The sequence below is a fragment of the Mesorhizobium sp. M7A.T.Ca.US.000.02.2.1 genome (assembly GCF_003996995.1).
In the GTDB taxonomy this organism is placed as follows: Bacteria; Pseudomonadota; Alphaproteobacteria; order Rhizobiales; family Rhizobiaceae; genus Mesorhizobium.
The window spans coordinates 1-1,844 of sequence record NZ_RZTT01000700.1 but is presented as its reverse complement, the minus strand read 5'-3'; the positions used below and the strand labels follow the sequence as shown (position 1 = coordinate 1,844).

General features: G+C 65.8%; 2 protein-coding genes and 1 pseudogene. All 3 read left to right on the top strand.

The window, feature by feature from the left end:
* Nucleotides 1-586: pseudogene (locus tag EOD15_RS33730) on the top strand (precorrin-3B synthase); the annotation flags it as partial.
* 2 nt (nt 587-588) lie between these two features.
* Nucleotides 589-1,221 (top strand): precorrin-8X methylmutase, encoded by a 633-nt coding sequence (locus EOD15_RS33725; protein WP_127322119.1) that lies wholly within the window; start codon nt 589-591, stop codon nt 1,219-1,221.
* A partial coding sequence (locus tag EOD15_RS33720) for a precorrin-2 C(20)-methyltransferase (RefSeq protein WP_127409267.1) occupies nt 1,218-1,844 on the top strand: 627 nt, incomplete at its 3' end. The genes EOD15_RS33725 and EOD15_RS33720, both read left to right, overlap by 4 nt.

Genomic DNA, 1,844 nt, shown 5'->3' with positions numbered 1-1,844 from the left:
CCCCTACGGCAGCATGCCAGCAGAGAAGATCATCGCTCTCGCCCAACACGCCCTCGCCCTCGGCACCTCAGAAATCCGCCTAGCCCCCGGCCGCGCCCTGCTCTTCCTCGGTCAGCCACCGGCAGCCAACCAACCCCTCCAACACACCGCCACCGCCCTCGGCTTCGTCACCGCCCCCACCGACCCGCGCACGCGCATAGCCGCTTGCCCCGGCACGCCGGCCTGCGCCTCCGGCCGCATTGCCACGCGCGAGATCGCCGAGACGATTGCCGCTGAAAACGCCGACATCCTCGACTTCACGCTGCACATTTCCGGCTGCGCCAAGGGCTGCGCCCATCCCGGCCCGACAGCCCTAGCGATAGTCGGCGGCGAAAACGGAGCCGGACTTGTCGTGAACGCGACGGCAAAGGCCCTTCCTGCGGGCTACAGGCCGGGCTATGACGCCGCGCGCGGCATCGGCCGCGTCGCGGCAATGATCCGCAGCGCACGATATCAAGGCGAGACTGCCGCTGCTTGCCTGACAAGGCTCGGGCCGGCCGGTATCGCCGAGGCTTACCGACAGGCCCAAACTGAAAAACGGAAATGAGCATGGCCGCCTACGACTACATCCATGACGGCACGGCGATCTATGAGCGCTCCTTCGCCATTATCCGCGCCGAGTCTGATCTTTCGCGCTTCTCCGAAGCCGAGGCCGATGTCGCCATCCGCATGATCCATGCCTGCGGCCAGGTCGAAGCTTCAAGTCATTTTGTGTTCTCCAAGGATTTCGTTGCCGCTGCCCGCACCGCTTTGGCGGCCGGCGCGCCGATTTTCTGCGACGCGGAAATGGTCTCGCATGGCGTCACCCGCGCCAGGCTGCCGGCCGGCAACGAGGTGATCTGCACCTTGCGCGATCCGCGCACGCACGACATTGCCAGGGAAATCGGCAACACCCGTTCGGCCGCCGCGATCGATTTGTGGGGCGAGCGCATGGCGGGCTCGGTGGTTGCCATCGGCAATGCACCGACCGCGCTGTTCTATCTATTGGAAAAACTGCGCGACGGCGCGCCGAAGCCTGCGGCCATCATCGGCATGCCGGTCGGCTTCGTCGGTGCTGCCGAATCGAAGGACGCGCTGGCCGAGAATTCCTACGGCGTTCCCTATGCCATCGTGCGTGGCCGTCTCGGCGGCAGCGCCATGACCGCCGCAGCGCTCAATTCATTGGCGAGGCCCGGCCTGTGAACGCGCTTCCCAAAGGCCGTCTCGTCGGCGTCGGCACCGGTCCCGGCGACCCCGAACTGCTGACCCTGAAAGCCGCGCGGGCCTTGGCGGAAGCCGATGTCGTGGCCTATTTCGCCAAGCGCGGCAACAACAGCAACGCGCGCGCCATCGTCGAAGCGCAGTTCCGGCCCGAAATGACGGAACTGCCGCTGCTCTATCCCGTCACCACCGAAATCGACAAGGAGCACGACGACTACCGGTCGCAGATCACGGCTTTCTATGAGGAGTCCGCCGAGAAGGTCGCCGAGCACCTCCAGGCAGGCAAGATGGTTGCGGTGCTGTCCGAGGGCGACCCGCTTTTCTACGGCTCCTACATGCATCTGCATGTGCGCCTCGCCCATCGCTTCCCCACCGAAGTCATTCCCGGCGTCACCGCCATGTCCGGCTGCTGGTCGCAGACTGGTATCCCGATCGTCCAGGGCGATGACGTGCTGACCGTGCTGCCCGGCACGATGAGCGAGTTCGAGCTGACGCGCCGGCTGGCTGACACCGATGCCGCCGTCATCATGAAGGTCGGCCGTAACCTGCCAAAGATCAGGCGGGCTCTGGAGGCTACGGCCAAGCTGTCGCGCGCCGTCTATGTC

Coding starts and splice junctions, on each gene's coding strand:
- EOD15_RS33725 (WP_127322119.1), top strand. CDS start 589: ATGGCCGCCTACGACTACATCCATGACGGCACGGCGATCTATGAGCGC.